The organism is Allobosea sp., from assembly GCF_017308075.1.
Classification (GTDB): domain Bacteria; phylum Pseudomonadota; class Alphaproteobacteria; order Rhizobiales; family Beijerinckiaceae; genus Allobosea.
Genome location: NZ_JAFKFX010000025.1, coordinates 228,222 through 245,022, shown reverse-complemented (window position 1 = coordinate 245,022; position 16,801 = coordinate 228,222). Strand labels below are relative to the sequence as shown.

Annotated in this window: 16 protein-coding genes; 10 read left to right on the top strand and 6 right to left on the bottom strand. The window is 66.2% G+C overall.

Features of this window, described 5'->3' with window-relative positions; translation table 11 throughout:
- Positions 1-12 precede the first annotated feature (12 nt).
- The 6 genes from J0J10_RS06675 (at position 13) to J0J10_RS06650 (ending at position 6,225) form a co-directional block, all read left to right on the top strand.
- Complete coding sequence (locus J0J10_RS06675) at positions 13-1,194, top strand: enolase C-terminal domain-like protein (protein ID WP_291641369.1); 1,182 nt, start codon at positions 13-15, stop codon at positions 1,192-1,194.
- Between the two features lie 99 nt (positions 1,195-1,293).
- Complete coding sequence (locus tag J0J10_RS06670) at positions 1,294-2,622, top strand: cytosine deaminase (protein WP_291645800.1); 1,329 nt, start codon at positions 1,294-1,296, stop codon at positions 2,620-2,622.
- Positions 2,619-4,043, top strand: coding sequence for an FAD-binding oxidoreductase (locus J0J10_RS06665; RefSeq protein WP_291645799.1), 1,425 nt, complete (start codon positions 2,619-2,621; stop codon positions 4,041-4,043). Before J0J10_RS06670 ends, J0J10_RS06665 begins: the two co-directional genes overlap by 4 nt.
- Before the next feature lie 2 nt (positions 4,044-4,045).
- Positions 4,046-4,627 carry an NAD(P)H-dependent oxidoreductase gene (locus tag J0J10_RS06660; protein ID WP_291641375.1) on the top strand — a complete coding sequence of 194 codons (582 nt, stop codon included), beginning with the start codon at positions 4,046-4,048 and terminating at the stop codon, positions 4,625-4,627.
- 93 nt (positions 4,628-4,720) lie between these two features.
- Positions 4,721-5,194, top strand: a complete 474-nt coding sequence (locus J0J10_RS06655) for a MarR family winged helix-turn-helix transcriptional regulator (protein ID WP_291645798.1) — start codon at positions 4,721-4,723, stop codon at positions 5,192-5,194.
- 113 nt (positions 5,195-5,307) lie between these two features.
- Positions 5,308-6,225: a DMT family transporter gene (locus J0J10_RS06650; RefSeq protein ID WP_291645797.1), complete on the top strand. Its 918-nt coding sequence runs from the start codon at positions 5,308-5,310 to the stop codon at positions 6,223-6,225.
- A gap of 13 nt (positions 6,226-6,238) precedes the next feature.
- Here the strand turns inward: J0J10_RS06650 and J0J10_RS06645 are convergent, their stop codons facing one another.
- Positions 6,239-7,150 carry an NAD(P)-dependent oxidoreductase gene (locus tag J0J10_RS06645; protein WP_291645796.1) on the bottom strand — a complete coding sequence of 304 codons (912 nt, stop codon included), beginning with the start codon at positions 7,148-7,150 and terminating at the stop codon, positions 6,239-6,241.
- Positions 7,151-7,347: 197 nt separating this feature from the next.
- Here J0J10_RS06645 and J0J10_RS06640 point away from each other — a divergent pair, with 197 nt between their 5' ends.
- The gene (locus tag J0J10_RS06640) at positions 7,348-8,349 is read left to right on the top strand and encodes a LacI family DNA-binding transcriptional regulator (protein ID WP_291645795.1); all 1,002 of its coding nucleotides are present in this window, start codon (positions 7,348-7,350) and stop codon (positions 8,347-8,349) included.
- A gap of 85 nt (positions 8,350-8,434) precedes the next feature.
- Here J0J10_RS06640 and J0J10_RS06635 read toward each other — a convergent pair whose 3' ends face one another.
- From J0J10_RS06635 to J0J10_RS06615, 5 genes are all read right to left on the bottom strand, one after another.
- Positions 8,435-9,325, bottom strand: coding sequence for an NAD(P)-dependent oxidoreductase (locus J0J10_RS06635; protein ID WP_291645794.1), 891 nt, complete (start codon positions 9,323-9,325; stop codon positions 8,435-8,437).
- Between the two features lie 55 nt (positions 9,326-9,380).
- Complete coding sequence (locus tag J0J10_RS06630; protein WP_291645793.1) at positions 9,381-10,283, bottom strand: carbohydrate ABC transporter permease; 903 nt, start codon at positions 10,281-10,283, stop codon at positions 9,381-9,383.
- Entirely contained in the window at positions 10,276-11,229 is a 954-nt protein-coding gene (locus J0J10_RS06625; protein ID WP_291645792.1) for a carbohydrate ABC transporter permease, read from the bottom strand. Before J0J10_RS06625 ends, J0J10_RS06630 begins: the two co-directional genes overlap by 8 nt.
- 59 nt (positions 11,230-11,288) lie before the next feature.
- Positions 11,289-12,596, bottom strand: coding sequence for an ABC transporter substrate-binding protein (locus tag J0J10_RS06620; protein ID WP_291645791.1), 1,308 nt, complete (start codon positions 12,594-12,596; stop codon positions 11,289-11,291).
- Positions 12,597-12,715: 119 nt separating this feature from the next.
- Positions 12,716-13,768 carry an ABC transporter ATP-binding protein gene (locus tag J0J10_RS06615; RefSeq protein WP_291641394.1) on the bottom strand — a complete coding sequence of 351 codons (1,053 nt, stop codon included), beginning with the start codon at positions 13,766-13,768 and terminating at the stop codon, positions 12,716-12,718.
- 258 nt (positions 13,769-14,026) lie between these two features.
- On the opposite strand from J0J10_RS06615, the gene J0J10_RS06610 reads away from it, so the two are divergent.
- The 3 genes from J0J10_RS06610 (at position 14,027) to J0J10_RS06600 (ending at position 16,757) form a co-directional block, all read left to right on the top strand.
- The gene (locus J0J10_RS06610) at positions 14,027-14,785 is read left to right on the top strand and encodes a FadR/GntR family transcriptional regulator (RefSeq protein WP_291645790.1); all 759 of its coding nucleotides are present in this window, start codon (positions 14,027-14,029) and stop codon (positions 14,783-14,785) included.
- Positions 14,786-14,985: 200 nt separating this feature from the next.
- The gene (locus tag J0J10_RS06605) at positions 14,986-15,960 is read left to right on the top strand and encodes a 2-hydroxyacid dehydrogenase (protein WP_291645789.1); all 975 of its coding nucleotides are present in this window, start codon (positions 14,986-14,988) and stop codon (positions 15,958-15,960) included.
- A complete protein-coding gene (locus tag J0J10_RS06600; RefSeq protein ID WP_291645788.1) occupies positions 15,945-16,757 on the top strand; it encodes an AprI/Inh family metalloprotease inhibitor in 813 nt (270 codons plus the stop codon). Before J0J10_RS06605 ends, J0J10_RS06600 begins: the two co-directional genes overlap by 16 nt.
- Positions 16,758-16,801: the final 44 nt, after the last annotated feature.

Genomic DNA, 16,801 nt, shown 5'->3' with positions numbered 1-16,801 from the left:
AGAGGACCCTCCATGGCCACCATCACCGAAGTCGAGATCACCGAGTTCTCGTTCACCGCGCGGAATCTCGGGGTCTCCTCCGACAAGCTGCGGGCGATCTACAATATGGGCTACAAGCCCAATTCCTCGCTGGAGCTGACCAAGTTCGCCATCGTCATCCGCAGCGATGACGGGGCGCAGGGCGAATATGTCATGCACTGGGGCGGCAGCCGCTCGACCATGGCGCAGACGCTTTCGCTGGCGCCGAGCCTGCTCGGCCGCGATCCCGATCATCGCGAGCTGATCTGGAACGAGATGAAGCGGGAGCTGCGCCAGCATGACGGCATGGGCATCGGCCCGATCGACATCGCGCTCTGGGACCTCGCCGGCAAGCGCTACGGCGCCTCGGTCTCGGCCCTGCTCGGCGGCTACCGCACACGGCTCAAATCCTATGCCTCGACCTATCATGGCGACCGCAATGGCGGGCTCGACTCGCCGCAGGCCTTCGCCGACTTCGCCGAGCGCTGCTACGAGCTCGGCTACCGTGCCTACAAGGTGCATGGCTGGCACGAGGGCGACGCCAAGGAAGAGGCGCGCAACGTGCTCCATGTCGCCAAGGCCGTCGGCGACCGGATGACGTTGATGCTCGACCCCGCCAACGAGCTGCGGACCTTCGCCGACGCGCTCTATGTCGGGCGGGCCTGCGACGAGGCGAACTACTTCTGGTACGAGGACCCGATGCGCGATTGCGGCGTCTCGGCCTTCGCCCACAAGAAGCTGCGCGAGATGCTGAAGACGCCGATCCTTCAGACCGAGTATCTGCGTGGCTTCGAGACCAAGGCCGACTTCCTGATCGCCGGCGGCACCGACATGCTGCGCTCCGACCCGGAATATGATCTCGGCATCACCGGAGCGATGAAGATCGCCCATCTCGCCGAGGCTTTCGGCGTCGATGTCGAGATCCACGCCTGCGGCCCGGCGCATCGTCACTGCATGGCGGCGACGCGCAACACCAATTTCTACGAGATCGCGCTGCTCGGCCCGGATTGTCCGAATGCGGTGCCGCCGGTCTATACCTGCGGCTATTCTGACCAGATCGACGCCGTCGACAAGGACGGCACCGTGCCGGTGCCGACCGGGCCGGGACTCGGCGTCAGCTATGATTGGGACTACATCCGGGCCCACAAGACGGCGCAGCAGGTCTTCAGGCTCTGATCGCCCCGGGGCTCGACGAGCCGCTTGATCGCGGCGCGCCGAGCCCTCATCTTCGCGCCTCCCGATTCAGGCGGCGTCTGGCGAGCCGGAGAGAACCACGTGACCACCGGCTTTGCAGCAATCCCGGCCTCGGGCAGCTATCGCTTGAACAAGGCCCGGGTGCCGGCCTGCCTGGTCTCGGCCGAGGCCGTTGCGAGCGACCGGGCCGGCTTTGTACTGCTCGACATCGCGATCGAGGACGGCGTCGTCGCCTCGCTCCTGCCGGCCGGCATGCCGAGTCTCGATGCCGGGCATGCCGTCGATCTCGACGGCGGCATCGTCTTGCCGCGCCTCGTCGATGTGCACACCCATCTCGACAAGGGCCATATCTGGCCGCGCAGCCCGAATCCGGACGGCAGCTTCATGGGGGCGCTGACCAGCGTCGGCGCCGATCGCGAGGCGAACTGGACGGCGCAGGACGTCAGGGCGCGCATGGAGTTCGGCCTGCGCTGCGCCTTCGCGCACGGCACGGCGGCGATCCGCACCCATATCGACTCGCTCGGTCCGCAGATCGGCATCTCCTGGCCGGTGCTGGCCGAGCTTCGGGCGGAATGGGCCGGGCGCATCGCCCTGCAGGGCTCGCCGCTGTTCGGCGTCGAGGCCGTCGCCGACGGCGCCCATATGCAGGCGATCACCCGAGCGGTGAGGGCGCATGGTGACGGGCTGCTCGGCTGCGTCACCTACATGATCCCGGAGCTCGAGGCGGCGCTGGATACGATCTTCCAGACCGCGATCGAGAACGGTTTCGACCTCGATTTCCATGTCGACGAGAGCAATGATCCGGCGGCGCGCTCGCTGGAAGCCATTGCCGACGCGGCGCTGCGCCATCGCTTCACCGGCAGGATCCTCGTCGGGCATTGCTGCTCGCTGGCCCTGCAGCAGCCGCGGGACGAGGCGCGCATCGTCGCCAAGGTCGCCGAGGCCGGCATCGCCGTGGTCTCGCTGCCGATGTGCAACATGTATCTGCAGGACCGGCAGGCCGGCCGCACGCCGCGCTGGCGCGGCGTCACCGCGCTGCATGAGCTGAAGGCTGTCGGCGTGCCGGTGATGATCGCCTCCGACAACACCCGCGATCCCTTCTACGCCTATGGCGATCTCGACCTCGTCGAGGTGCTGCGCGAGGGCACGCGCATCCTGCAACTGGACCATTCCGGCAATGACTGGGTAGAGAGCATCGCGACGACGCCGGCCGCGCTGATGGGCCTGCCTGGGCAGGGCCGGCTCAGTGTTGGCGGCCCCGCCGACCTGATCCTGACCCGGGCACGGAACTGGACCGAATTCTTCGCCCGGCCGCAGGCCGAGCGCACCGTCTTGATCTCAGGCAAGGCGATCGACCGCACGCTGCCCGATTATCGCGAACTCGACCATCTGATGAGCACCGACGCATGAGCACGAAATACGACATCGCCGCCCTCAAGGCCCGCCTCGGCAACATCAGGAGCGAGGACAATCCCGCGCTGGTGAAGCAGAAGAGCCGGGACTTCTTCTGGTACTCGCCGACGCTGAAGCGCCAGCTCGACCAGGTCACGGCCGATATCATCGTTTCGCCGACCAGCGAGGCGGAGGTGCTGGAGGTGCTCGCCGCCGCCCATGCGCTCGGCATCCCCGTGACGCCGCGCGGCACCGGCACCGGCAATTACGGCCAGGCCATGCCGCTCTCGGGCGGGGTGGTGCTCGATCTCTCCGGCTTCAACAAGGTCAAGGCGATCGAGGCGGGGCGCTATGTCGCCGAGCCCGGCGCGATCCTCTCGAAGATCGACGAGGAGACTCGGGCGCATTCGCGCCAGGAGATCCGCCTGCACCCCTCGACCTACCACACCGCTTCGGTCGGCGGCTTCATCGCTGGCGGCTCCGGCGGCGTCGGCTCGATCAAATGGGGCGGCCTGCGCGATTGGGGCAACATCATCCGCCTCAAGGTCGCGACCATGGAGGCGACTCCGCGCATCCTCGAGCTTCAGGGCGAGGACCTGCACAAGGTCTCGCACGCCTATGGCACCAACGGCATCATCACCGAGGTCGAGATGCCGCTCGGACCGGCCTATAACTGGGTCGACGTGATCATCGGCTTCGACAGCCTGCGCGGCGCGACCGAATTCGCCAATTCGCTCGGCGAGCAGGACGGGCTGGCGTTGAAGGAACTCGCCGTCGTCGCGGCGCCGGCGCCGCACGACTATTTCCTGCGCCATCGCAAATTCCTGCCGCGCGACAGCCATTGCGTCATCGCCATGATCGCGGATTTCGCGGTGGAATCGACGCTGGCCTATGCACGCCGCTTCCGGGGCGCGGAATTGCTGATGCGCTCGGACAAGCTGACGCCGGAAGAGGCGAAAGGCCTGCCGGCTTCCTTCGAGCTCGCCTGGAACCACACCACCTTGCGGGCGCTCAGGGTCGATCCGTCGATCACCTATCTGCAGGTGCTCTACCCGTTCCCCAACCAGGTCGAGCTGGTCGAGAAGATCCATCAGCGTTTCGGCGACGAGCTGACCTGCCATCTCGAATTCGTCCGCTTCGACGGCAAGATCACCTGCTTCGGCCTGCCGCTGGTGCGCTTCACCACGGAGGAGCGGCTTGAAGAGATCATGGCGATCCATGAGGAGATGGGCGCGCCGATCTTCAACCCGCATCGCTACACGCTGGAAGAGGGCGGCATGAAGCAGACCGACGAGGTCCAGCTCGCCTTCAAGCGCGAGGCCGATCCGCAAGGCCTGCTCAATCCCGGCAAGATGGTCGCCTGGGAGGACCCGGAATACGACTATCGCGCCGGAAAGACCTTCCTGTTCCGCAGCCTGGGTGAAGCGGCCGGCGGCTGAGCATGCGCGTCCTCGTCGTCTACGCGCATCCCAACCCCGAGAGCTTCGGCGCGGCGCTGCACGCTGCGACCGTGGCCGGGCTGCGCCGGCACGGCCATGAGGTCGATGATTGCGACCTCTATGCCGAGGGCTTCGAGCCGGTGCTGAGCCGACAGGAGCGGCTCGACTATCTCGACCTTGCGAAGAATGGCTGTTCGGTAGCCGGCTATGTCGAGCGGCTGCGCGCGGCGGAAGCGCTGGTCCTGTGCTTCCCGGTCTGGAATTTCGGTTATCCCGCCATGCTGAAAGGCTATTTCGACCGGGTCTTCCTGCCCGGCGTGTCGTTCAAGCTGGTCGAGGGGCAGGCACAGCCGAGCCTCTGGAATATTCGCCGGCTTGCTGCGGTAACGACCTATGGCGCCACGCGCTGGCGGGCCATGCTGATGGGCGACCCGCCGCGCAAGCTGGTCGGCCGGTCCTTGCGGGCAGTCTGCCACCCAACCGCTCGCCTCAGCTATCAGGCCCATTACGACATGAACCGCTCGACGCCGGAGAGCCGGACGGCATTTCTGCGCAGGATCGAGGCGATGACCGCACAATTCTAGGTGATTGTCGCACCATTGTCATTTGCCTGTCATGTTGGCAGGCGATTCCAGAGCCGGCGAAAAGTATGGGCAATCTTTTCGAGGGGCCGGCTCATGACCAAGACGATCGAGAAAAGCGTCGGCCGCGCCTTGCTGCTCGCCGCGAGATTGCATCGCGGCCGGATGGGCGAGCGGCTGAATGCGCTCGGGCTCTTCCCGGGCCAGGAGCAGGCCCTGAAGGCGCTGCAGGCCGCGCCGATGACCATGGGCGAGCTCGCTACCTTGCTGCGGGTCAAGCCGCCGACGGTTTCCAAGACGATCGGTCGGCTTTCGCTGCAGGGCCTGGTCAGCCGCGAGGGCGGCGGCAAGGACGGCAGGCTGGTTCAGGTCGCGCTGACCGAACATGGCCAGAAGACTGCCACGGCCCTCGACGCGGTCTGGATCCAGGTCGAGGAGGAGCTGCTCGAGAAGCTCGACTCCAAGGAACGCAAGCAATTGCGCAAGCTGCTGCGCAAGGTCGCCAAGGGACTTTCGCAGGCCGGCGCCGAGCTCGACGATCCCGAAGACGAGGTTGAGGACGCAGCCTGAGCTAGGCCGGCGCCTTCCCGGCATGGCGTGCATGCGTCACCGGACTGGTCTCGGCCTTTAAATCGGTTCATTGATCTCAGGCCATTCCGCAGAAGCATGCCGAGACCCGTCGCTTGTCGGCCGCCCCCGCTCCGCACCCGGATACGCGCCGGACGCGCCTGACCGCCATCTTGCTGATGTGCGCGGCGGTGCTGTGCTTTGCGCTGCTCGATGCCTCGGCGAAATGGCTCGGCGGCTCGATGCATGCGATGCAGGTCGTCGCGGCCCGTTATCTGATCAGCGTGGCGCTGGTCTCGACCCTGCTCAATCCATGGTCGCGGCCAGGCATCCTGCGGACGCGCCGCCCCTGGCTGCAGGGCTTTCGTTCGCTCCTGCTCCTGACCTCGACGGGGCTGAACTTCATCGCGCTGAAATATCTGCAACTGGCCGAGAGCGTCTCGATCATGTTCGCGACGCCCTTCCTCGTCGCGCTTCTGGCCGGGCCGATCCTCGGCGAATGGGCCGGGCCGCGCCGGCTGGCGGCGATCGGCGTCGGCTTCATCGGCGTGCTGATCATCTTGCGCCCCGGCTTCGGCGGGCTGCCCCCGGCGGCGCTGCTCACCGTCTGCGGCTGCTTCTGCTACGCCTTCTACAGCATCTCGACACGGATGCTCGCCGCCAGCGACGCCCCGGAGACGACGATGTTCTATTCCGGCATCGTCGGGGCGGTGGTGATGCTGCCGCTGGTGCCGCTGTTCTGGTCCTGGCCGGCCGACGGGGCGAGCTGGCTCTTGATGCTGAGCGTCGGGCTTTTCGGGGCCCTCGGCCACTGGCTGCTGATCCTGGCGCATCAGCGCGCGCCGGCGAGCATGCTCTCGCCGTTCAATTACTCGCAGATCGTCTGGATGGTGGCGCTCGGCTGGTTCGTCTTCGGCCAGATTCCTGACGGCTACACCTTCATCGGTGCGAGCATCGTCATCGGCTCCGGGCTCTACCTGCTCTATCGCGAGCGGGTCCGGGCCGTGCCCGAAGGCTCGGCCCGGCTGGATTGAGGCTGCGCGCCGCTCAGCCCTTGTCGGTGAGCGAGAGGCGGCTCTGCGACGCCACGAAATCCGACAGCATCGGCACGAAATCGTCGCCCTTCCCGGCCGCGACGGCCTGGGCATAGACGTTCTTGACGGCATTGCCGACCGGGTTGGGAATGCCGGCATCGTTGGCGACCGCTTCGAGATAGCGGACATCCTTCAGCGCGTTCGACAAGGTGAACTTGTGGGCGTCGCGATCGCGCTGCAGCACGTACTGCATGAAGGTCTGGTAGAAGCCGCAATCCATCCGGCCGCCCGAGATCACGCTGTCGAAGGTCTGCGGCGTGATGCCGATCTTCTGCGCCAGCGTCAGCGCCTCCGAATAGATCGCGCCATAGCCCATCGACAGGAAGTTATTGAGAAGCTTCATCTTGTGGCCGTCTCCGACCGGGCCGAGATGCACCACCTTCTGTGCCCATGCGTCACAGACCGGCTTGATCCGGGCGAAAACCTCTCTGTCGGCGCCAATCATGGTCGAGAGTTGGCCAAGAGCCGCTTGCGCGGGCGTTCCGCCGAGCGGGGCATCGCAAAGGTGGAGACCGATGGCCGCGAGCTGGGCCGCAAATCTGACCGTCGAGCCGGGATCGGAGGTCGAGCAATCGACGATGACCGTGCCGGGCTTCGCGCCGGCTGCGATGCCGTCCGGTCCATTGATCACGGCCTCCACCTGCGGTGTGCCGGTGACGCAAAGGAAGATGATCGAGGCCTTCTCGGCGAGCTCCCGCGGCGTCCGGGCCTCCTGGGCGCCGGCTGCCTTGAGCTCTTCGACGGGCTTGCGGTTCCTGTGCCCCATGACGGTCAAGGGAAAACCTTTGGCGAGGATGCAGGAGGCCATGCCCTGGCCCATGAAGCCGACGCCGATGAAGCCGATCGCTTCTTTATGAGCGGTCATCTTTAGTTCCTCTGGATTATATGAGATGGACGGTGAGCATGCGGAACGATTTGACCAAGAACTGGTTGAAGGCCGTGGGTAACCCGCTTCAGGAGAAGCGCTTTATGGCTGGCGACGGAAACCTGCGGGACCCCTCCTCCGTCGGAAAGGGCGCCGCAATCACTCGGGAACGCTTGGGCGGGCGAGGGCGTGTTACCTTGCAGATCATCGCCGATCACCTCGACGTCTCGACGGCGACAGTCTCGCTCGCGCTGCGCGGCAGTCCGCTCGTCGCCGACGCGACCAAGCATCGCGTGCAGAAGATCGCCCGCGAGATGGGATACAGCTACAACCGCAGCGCCGCCTCGCTGCGGACCGACCGGACCAATATTCTCGGCGTCGGCTTCCACGACATCACCAACCCCTATTTCGCCGAGCTCCTGGCGGCGATCGAGGAAACGGCTGCCGCCCATGGCCGCTCGATCCTTCTCGGAACCTATGCGGAGAACCTGGAACGTCAGGACCGCGTGCTCAACACGCTGAAGGAATACCGGCCCGACGGGATGATCATCTGCCCGGCCGGCGGCAGCACGGCGGAGACGCTGGCCCATCTGATGGCGGCGCAGGTGCCGCTCGTCCAGCTTTCGCGCGAGATCGAGGGCGTCGATCTCGACTTCGTCGGTTCCGACGACCGGCACGGCACCATGCTGGCGATGGAGCATCTGCTGGAGCTCGGCCATCGCCGCATTGCCTTCCTCGGCGAGAGCAAGCTGATTTCGACCGGCTGCAATCGCTATCGTGGCTATCGCGACATGCTCGCCAAACACGGTCTGCCGCTCGACCCGGCACTGGTCTATTCCGCCTGGGGAACGCGCGAGAACGGGCTGAAAGGCGTCCAGAAGGTGCTTTCGGTGGAGGACCCGCCGACGGCTGCGGTCTGCTTCAACGACCTCACCGCCTTCGGGGCGATGCTCGGCCTGCGCCATTGCGGGCTCGAGGCCGGCGAAGACTTCTCGCTGGTCGGCTGCGACGATGTCCAGGAAGCGGCGCAATGGTATCCGGCGCTGACGACGATCAAGAATTTTCAGGACGATATGGGGCGCCAATCGGCCGAGATGCTGCTGCGCCGCATCGCCGAGCCGGCCGCACCGGCGCGCAGGGTCGTGCTGAAGCCGGATCTCGTGGTGCGCGGCACCACGGCTCCGCCCCGCAGGAAATAGGGCAGGGCACCCCGGCCTCGCGCCGGCGAGCGGTTGCCCCGCCTGCGGACGAGCCCGTGCGAAGGCGGCGTCATCCAGTCCGGTTTCAGGCATCGTTGGCAGCTTTGGGGTTCAGCGCGCGATAGGCGCGGACGACCTGCGAGTCGTCGCGCCCGCCATGGCCGAGGCCCGAAGCTGCAAGGAACATCTGGTGTGCCGTGGCCGCCAGCGGCAGCGCGGCCTTCGCGGCCCGGCCGGCATCGAGCACGATGCCGAGATCCTTGACGAAGATGTCGACCGCGCTGGCGACCGGCGGCTCGTCGTCGAGCATGCGCGGGCCGCGATCCCTGAGCATCCAGGAGGAGGCGGCCGAGCCGCCCATGATCTCGAACAGCAGCTTGCCGTCGATCCCGGCTTTCTGGGCCAGCGAGAGGGCCTCGGCGGCAACGGCGATATGGACGCCGCAGAGCAGCTGGTTGACGGTCTTCACGGTCGCGCCCTGGCCGGGCTTCAGGCCAACGTGGAAGACCTTGTCGCCCATCGCGTCGAGCATCGGCTTGCCGGCGTCGAAACTCTCCTGCGAGGCGCCGGCCATGATCGTCAGCGTGCCGTTGCGGGCGCCGTTGACGCCGCCGGAGACCGGCGCGTCGACGAAGCGGCGGCCGCTCTTCTCGACTTCGGCGGCGATCGCCTCGACCTCGCCGGGCGGGCAGGTCGCCATCAGGATGACGCTCGCCGCGGGCGCGAGGGCGGCGAGCGCCCCGGCCTCGAACAGCACGGAGCGGGCCTGAGCGGCATTGACGACCATCAGGATCAGGGCATCCGCACCTTGCGCCGCTTCGCCGGCGCTCGCCGCGGCATGACCGCCGGCTGCGGCTAGGGCGTCGCGCGCCTGCTGGCGCATGTCGAAACCGGTGACGCGGAACTGCTTCTTGACGAGATTCTCGGCCATCGGCGCACCCATGGCGCCGAGACCGACGAAGGCGATCGAACTCACAAAACCAACCTTTTTGCTGACAATGGGCCCGTCCCTGGACGGGCCCGGCAGGGGCTCATTCCTTCACCGCGCCGGTGAGCGAGGCGACGTAATAGTCGACGAAGAAGGAATAGAGCAGGGCGACCGGGATCGAGCCGAGCAGGGCGCCGGCCATCAGCGAGCCCCAATGGTAGACGTCGCCCTCGACGAGCTGGGTCAGGACGGCGACGGGCACGGTCTTCTTTTCGGCCGACTGGATGAAGGCCAGCGCGTAGATGAACTCGTTCCAGGACAGGGTGAAGGCGAAGATGCCGGCCGAGATCAGCCCGGGCAGCGCCAGCGGCAAGGTGATCTTCCAGAGCGTCTGCAAACGGGTCGCGCCGTCGATCATGGCGCATTCCTCAAGCTCGAAGGGGATCGACTTGAAATAGCCGATCAGCAGCCAGGTGCAGAACGGGATCAGAAAGGTCGGATAGGTCAGGATCAGCGCCCATTGCGAGTCGAACAGACCGAGCTGGAAGATCAACGTCGCCATGGGGATGAACAGGATCGAGGGCGGCACCAGATAGGCGAGATAGATCCCGAGCCCGACATATTGCGAGCCCTTGAACTTCAGGCGCTGGATCGCATAGGCGGCGAGCACGCTGGAGAACAAGGAGAGGGCCGTCGCGACCGTGGCGACGGTCATCGTCGTCAGCAGCCATTGCGGGTAATCGGTCTGGAAAAGCAGCTTGTTGATGTTCTCCAGCGTCGGCGACTTCACCCAGAACGGGTTGTTGTTCTTGTAGTCGTAGAGTTCCGAGTTCGGTTTGATCGCGGTGATCGCCATCCAGTAGAATGGGAAGAGCAGCACGATCACGAAGAGCGAAAGCGGCAGATAGAGGGTGATGAAGCGGCGCGGCCCCGACGACCAGTCGATGACGCCGGCCTGCTCCTTCTCGACCAGATGCGGGCGCTCCGCGGCAGCGTGATCAGTCATTGTCTTCTCCCTGCTGCCATTTGCGGCGGGCGAGCGCGAAGTAGCTGAACAGCGTCGCCATCACGAGGAAGGGGATCATCGCGACCGCGATCGCCGCGCCCTCGCCGAGCTGGCCGCCGGGGATGCCGCGCTGGAAGGCGAGCGTCGCCATCAGATGGGTGGAGTTGATCGGCCCGCCGCGCGTGATGGCGTAGACGAGCTGGAAATCGGTGAAGGTGAACAGCACCGAGAAGGTCAGCACCACCGCCAGGATCGGCATCAGCATCGGCAGCGTCACATGCCGGAAGCGCTGCCAGGCATTGGCGCCGTCGAGCATCGCCGCTTCGTAGAGCGCCGGCGAGATGGTCTGCAGGCCGGCGAGCAGCGAGATCGCGACGAAGGGGATGCCGCGCCAGATGTTGGCGGCGATCAGGGAGAAGCGTGCCGGCCAGGGGGCGCCGAGGAAGTCGATATAGGTTTCGCGCCAGCCGAGCACATCGACCAGGATATAGGAGATGATCGAGAACTGCGGATCGTAGATCCACCAGAAGGCGATCGCCGAGAGCACGGTCGGGACGATCCAGGGCACCAGGATCAGCGCGCGCAGCAGCGATTTGAACGGCAGGTGGTTGTTGAGCAGCAGCGCCAGCCAGAGGCCGAGCCCGAACTTCCCGATGGTCGCGACGCCCGTATAGAGCAGCGTGTTCCAGACCGATGTGATGAAGACCGGATCGTGCCAGAGCGACTGGAAGTTCTCGAAGCCGATGAAATAGCCGGCGCGGCCGATGCGGGTGTCGGTGAAGGCAAGCCAGACGCCGAGGCCGAGCGGATAGCTCAGAAAGACCAGCAGCAGGCCCAGTGCCGGCAGCAGGCAGATGAAAACCAGAAATGGCTTGTAGTCGAACAGGCGCGTCAACCAGCCCTGGGAGAACTGGTGGCCGGCCCGAGCCTCGGCCGCGATCGTCATGGCGCGATTTCCCGTGAGAAGCCGCGCCGCCGCGGTGGCGGCGGCGCGGTCGTGACGGATCAGGTGCGGTAGTAGCGCTTGGCGCGGCGCTCGGCTTCCGCAGCGGCCTGTTCGGGCGTCGCCTGGCCGGCGCAGACCGAGGCGACCATCTGCACCATGACGTATTCGGCGTTGACGGTGCCGGCGGCCTCGGTGATCGCGCCCTTGTAGCCGCTCCACAGAGCGCGCTCCCAGGTGTCGCGATAGACCAGGATCTTCGGATCGCTCTCCCAGACCTTGCTGTTGGCGTAGGCCTTGAGCGGCTGGGTCCAGTAGCCGAAGCAGCCGGTCAGCCACTTATCGTACTGTTCCTTCTCCATCATGAAGCGGAGATATTCCTTGGCCGCGTTCGGGAACTTGGTGTGCTTGAACACCATGGCGTTGATGACCAGCGCCGTCTCGGTCGCCCGTCCGACGCCGGCACCGACCGGCATCTGGGCATGGTTGAGGTCCTTGCCGATCGCCGCGATCTTCTCGTCCTTCGAGTTCTTGATCGAGAAGTAGAGCGAGACGCCGTTCTGCGTCAGGCCGACTTCACCGGCCGTCAGCGCCTTGTTGTTGCTGATGTCGAGCCAGGAAAGCGTACCCGGAATGAAGGTCTCGTAGAGCGCCTTGGCGTATTTCAGCGCCTCGATCGTCTCTTTCGAGTTGATCGCGACCTTGTTGTTCTCGTCGACCATGTAGCCGCCATGCGACCAGACGAGCCAGTTGCAGAAGGCATTACCGTCGCCGACGGCATTGCCGAGGGCAAAGCCCGCCGGGTGGCCATTGGCCTTGAGCTTGCGGCAGAGGTCGAGGAAACCGGCATGGTCGGTCGGGAACTTGTCGAAGCCCGCTTCCTTGACCCAGGATTCGCGATAGACCGCCGGGCCGCCCGAGCCGCCCATCGGGATCGAGATCCAGGTGTTGGTCTTGTCCTTCTTGCCGTATTTCTCGGCGATCGGGTACCAGCCGCCGTATTTCTTGCCGAGGTCCTCGGCGATACCAGTCAGGTCGACCAGCTTGTCGGCAAAGATGTGAGGGTCGTCGGCCCAGCCGACGACGACGTCGGGGCCAGCGCCGGTGTTCGCGGTCACCGCCGTCTGCGGGCGCAGGTCTTCCCAACTCGCATAGTCGACGCGGACCTGGACGCCAGTCGCCTTGGTGAAGGCGGCGGTGTTCTCGTCGAAGATCGCTTGGTCGGGATCGACGAACTTGGTCGGACGCAGGACGCGCAGGGTCGCGCCCTTCTCGATATTGGCGGTCTGGGCGATCGAGGGTGCGGCAAGCGTTGCGCCGGCGGCGAGTCCGGCGCCGCCGATCAATACGTCACGTCTGGAAATCGTCATGGGTCAGCTCCTCCGTTGGACCGCGAGGCCCTACATGGGAGCCTCGTCAGGGTTTGTAGTCGGCGGATGCGCGACGCCGCCCCGGGGGCGGCGCCCCCATTGGGCGGAGCAGCGGATGATCAGATGCGCTTGCCGGTCGCGGCGTCGAAGAGATGCGTGACCGAGGTGTCGGGCCGGATGTGGATGTTCTCGCCCGGCTTGGCGGTGATGCGCTCGCGGAAGATGCAGGTCAGATCCTGGCCGCCGCAGCGGACGACCACCTGCGTCTCCGAGCCCATCGGTTCGATCACCACGACTTCGGCCGGCAGGCCGGCCGGGTCGAGCAGGATGTGCTCGGGGCGGATGCCCATCACGGCGGCGCGCCCGTTCGAATCGGCCGGATGCTGGCCGACCGGCCAGATCACGCCGCCCTCGGTCTCGAAGCCGTTGGCGCGGATCGTGCCCTTCAGCAGATTCATCGAGGGCGAGCCGATGAAGGCGGCGACGAAGAGGTTGGCCGGGTTGTCGTAGAGGTCGAGCGGCGCGCCCATCTGCTCGACGATGCCGTCATGCATCACCACGATCTTGTCGGCCATGGTCATGGCCTCGATCTGGTCGTGGGTGACGTAGACTGTCGTGGTCTTGAGGCGCTGGTGCAGCTCCTTGATCTCGGTGCGCATCTGGACGCGCAGCTTGGCGTCGAGATTTGAGAGTGGCTCGTCGAACAGGAAGACCTGCGGGTCGCGGACGATGGCGCGGCCCATGGCGACGCGCTGGCGCTGGCCGCCCGAGAGCTGGCGCGGATAGCGGTCGAGCAGCTTGTCGAGGCCGAGAATGCCGGCGGCCTTGTTGACGCGCTCGTCGATCTCGGCCTGCGGCGCCTTCCGCAGCTTCATCGAGAAGGCCATGTTGTCGGCCACCGTCATATGCGGATAGAGCGCATAGTTCTGGAAGACCATGGCGATGTCGCGCTCTTTCGGCGGCACGTCGTTGACGACGCGCGGGCCGATGCGGATCTCGCCGCCGGTGATGTTCTCTAGCCCGGCGATCATGCGCAAAAGGGTTGACTTGCCGCAGCCGGAGGGACCGACCAGGATGACGAACTCGCCGTCGTCGATGTCGATGTCTACACCGTGGATGACCTGCGTCGAGCCATAGGCCTTGCGCACATCGGCGATCTGGACTGAGGCCATCTTGGCGTCTCCCGGTCTTAGTTTCCTTCGGGGACGAGTGATCGCACCCCGGCGGCATAGCCGCAATCCCATTGGTCTCGGCTTCTCCGGGCCGATGACCAAGGCGCGCCGCAATGCAGGCAAATCCTCGCCTGTTGCGTAGCTCCCGTTCCCGGATAAAGTCATACGATACGAACGGGCGTGTCAAGCGCTCGGCCAGAAGAGCGCCGACGTCGCCGGAAGGCGGCGTGGCGCGGAGGAAAGCCGAAGCGGATGCGGATGCGCGACACTTCGCGGGCGAGGATGCTGAGTCCCGACCGGCTGTTCGGACAGGTCGCCCATAAGCTGGCGGTCTCGATCATCAGCGGCGCCTCGCGGGCTGGTGATCTGTTGCCGAACGAGGACGGCATCCGCGGCGAGATCTCCGTGTCGCGCACGGCCTATCGCGAGGCCGTGAAATTCCTGACCGGCAAGGGGATGGTCGAGGCGAGGCCGAAAAGCGGCACCCGCGTCGCGCCTCGCGAATCCTGGAACCTGCTCGATCCCGATGTCCTGGCCTGGCATTTCGAGGCCGACCCGAACGAGAAATTCATTCGCGATCTCTTCGAGTTGCGACTTTTCGTCGAGCCTAGCGCAGCGCGGTTGGCGGCACAGCGGCGCAGCGAGGACGACCTCGCACGGATCGAGGCTGCCTATCGCGGCATGACGGTGAATCCTCCCTATGCCGAGCCGACCGTGCAGGCCGATCTCGCTTTCCACGAGGCGATCTTCGAGGCGACGCGCAACCCGCCGCTGCAATGCCTCGCGCCGGCCGTCTGCGCCACGATCCAGTGGTCGCTGTTCCTGAAGGCGCCGGACGACCGCTTCTTCTTCACGGCGTCACTGGTGGATCACGAGCGGGTGCTGGATGCGATCAGCCAGCGCGATGGGGATCTCGCCGCGGCCCGGATGAGCGGGCTGGTGATCGACAGCCTGAACAGCACCCTGCGATTGCTGGCCGGCCGCTCGTCGGAAAAAGGCGAGCCGGGCCGTGAATAAGTCATACTATAAATGCCGGGATTGGTGGCTCGGCAGGGAAGCGGCGCCTCGGGCCGTCTCTGCTCTGCGGGCGACCCGGCGATGCATCCGCCCCGGTGGGCGGATCGAGCTGGAGCCACTACGCTTCATTTAATCGTTTTAATATTTTGAAATCAACCCGGATACGCGTATCCGTTCACGTCCACGAGAGCACAGGCCCCATGACCGCGCAGAACAAGATCGAGATCATCATGACCGGGCCGCTGATGGCCTATGCCGCCGACCAGCTCAAGGCACGCTTCATCGTGCACGAACTCTGGAAGGCCGAGGACAAGGCCGCCGCGCTCGCCGAGCTCAGGGACCGGGTGCGCGGCGTCGCCGGCGGTGGCGCGCATATCAAGATCGACGGCGCCCTGTTCGATGCGCTGCCCAAGCTCGAGATCGTCTCGAATTTCGGCGTCGGCTACGACAATGTCGACGCTGCCGAGGCCGGAAGGCGCGGGCTCGTCGTCACCAACACGCCGGACGTGCTGACCGACGAGGTCGCCGACCTCGCTCTCGGGCTCCTGCTTTCGACCGTCCGGCAATTGCCGCAGGTCGACCGCTATCTGCGCGAGGGCAAGTGGCTCGCCGGCGCCTATCCGCTGACCACCTCGCTGCGCAAGCGCAAGATCGGCATCGTCGGGCTCGGGCGGATCGGCAAGGCGGTGGCGCATCGCCTCGAGGCCTTCGGGGTCGAGATCGCCTATCATGGCCGCTCGCGCCAAGCCGATGTCGCCTATCGCTATTACCCCTCGCTGGTCGAGATGGCACAGGATGTCGACACGCTCGTCTCGGTCGCCCCGGGGGGTGACTCGACCTATCACATCATCAATGCCGAGGTGCTGAAGGCGCTTGGGCCGAACGGCATCGTCGTCAATGTCGGCCGAGGCACGGTGATCGACGAGCAGGCGCTGATCAAGGCGCTGCAGGACAAGACCATCCTCTCCGCCGGCCTCGACGTGTTCGAGGACGAGCCGCGCGTGCCGGCCGAACTGATCGCGCTCGACCATGTCGTGCTGCTGCCGCATGTCGGCTCGGCCTCGGTGCACACCCGCGAGCAGATGGGCCAGCTCCTGGTCGACAATCTGAATTCGTGGTTCGACGGCAAGGGGCCGCTGACCCCGGTCGTCGAGACGCCATGGATGAAGGCCTGATCTCCACCCGCCAAGCGAAGGGGCTCGCGGCGCTCGCCGCCGGGCTCCTTCTGCTCGCCGGCCCGGTTTTCGCGCAGGGGCAACCCGCGGGCAGGCCGGCAACCGCGCCGCGCGCGCTGGCCGGAGCCTGGGAGATCGAGAAGATCGGCGCGCCGCGCAGCTGCACCGTCACTTTTGGCACGGAGCCTGCGGCGAAAGGCTGGCAATTGCGCTTTCCGGCGACCTGCCGGCGGGCGCTGCCGATCCTGAACGAGGCCGCCGGCTGGGATCTGGGCTCGGCCGGCGCTCCGCGCCTGATCGATGGGGCGGGCAAGGTGCTGATCGCCTTCGACGAGAAGGCCGGCGCGGCCGGGCGGCGCGGCAAGGGGAGCGACGGCGCGCAATACGGGCTCGACCCCAAGGGCCATGCCCGCGTCGCGGCGCGCCCGGCGCCGAGCGCCGCCGAACTGGCGGCGACCGCCGCGAGCCGGCGTACCCCGGTCGATCCGGCGCAGGCGCCGGCGATCGAGAGCGTGCCGGGCCGATATGCGGCGATGCGCCAGCCGGGGCGGGAGGTCTGCAGGCTTTCCCTGACAGCGGCGGCCTCCGAGACCGCAGGCGCGACCGTCGCGAGCTTCGAAGGCGCTTGCACCGACACTGGCCTGACGATCTTCTCGCCCGTGGCCTGGCGCTATGTCGCCGGCCGGCTCGAGCTGATCGCCCGCAAGGGCCACAAGGTCGAGCTCGTCTTCGAGGACGGGCAATGGCGCAAGGACCCGGCGGTCGGTGCACCACTGATGCTGAAGAAGCTGCCTTAGGACAGGTTAGCTTTCTGCCTGAAGGCCTCTCTCGTCATGCTCGG